The organism is Pseudomonas putida (assembly GCF_028682475.1).
GTDB classification, from domain to species: domain Bacteria; phylum Pseudomonadota; class Gammaproteobacteria; order Pseudomonadales; family Pseudomonadaceae; genus Aquipseudomonas; species Aquipseudomonas putida_AG.
The window spans coordinates 1-480 of record NZ_JANHLE010000112.1 but is presented as its reverse complement, the minus strand read 5'-3'; the positions used below and the strand labels follow the sequence as shown (position 1 = coordinate 480).

General features: G+C 56.5%; 1 protein-coding gene. It reads right to left on the bottom strand.

The genetic code is table 11. From position 1 onward, the window contains the following. Nucleotides 1-3: 3 nt before the first annotated feature. Nucleotides 4-480, bottom strand: a 477-nt coding sequence (locus tag NPS47_RS25400) for an integrase core domain-containing protein (protein ID WP_274297447.1), incomplete at its 5' end; no start/stop codon positions are given.

Here is a 480-nt window from a genome sequence, read left to right as displayed (position 1 = left end):
ATTTTAGGCCTGGACGCGGTTTTCACCGCGTCCCAGCCTTCCTAAGGGATAGTCACACAGGTACAGCTCCCAGATGTCATCTTCCACTTCCTTAAGCCCTATCCGCTCGCCGACCAGGGCTTCGCTGATGAACAACAGCTTACCTTTCCATTTGATCGATCCGTTCTGCCTGACGCTTCGCACCAGCATTTCCGACGGGTATTCCACATCGGGCAAACAGCCGGGATAAGGGCGGTTGGATGGCACATACAGCTCGCCCGGACGCTTCATTGCAAGCGCTTCGTGAGGGCGCACATAGTTGAACTCGTTGCGAAAGTGCTCCAACAGAAGTTGCTGTTCCAGAAAGCTTTGTCCCAAGGGAAGCTCAGCCTTCAGGCTTCGATGCATGCGTTCGTGACGGCCATTCTGGTCCGGGCGCCCCAGTCCGGTTCGTTCGGGGTAGATGCCTAAACGGATCCACCACGCCGCCAAGGTCGACAT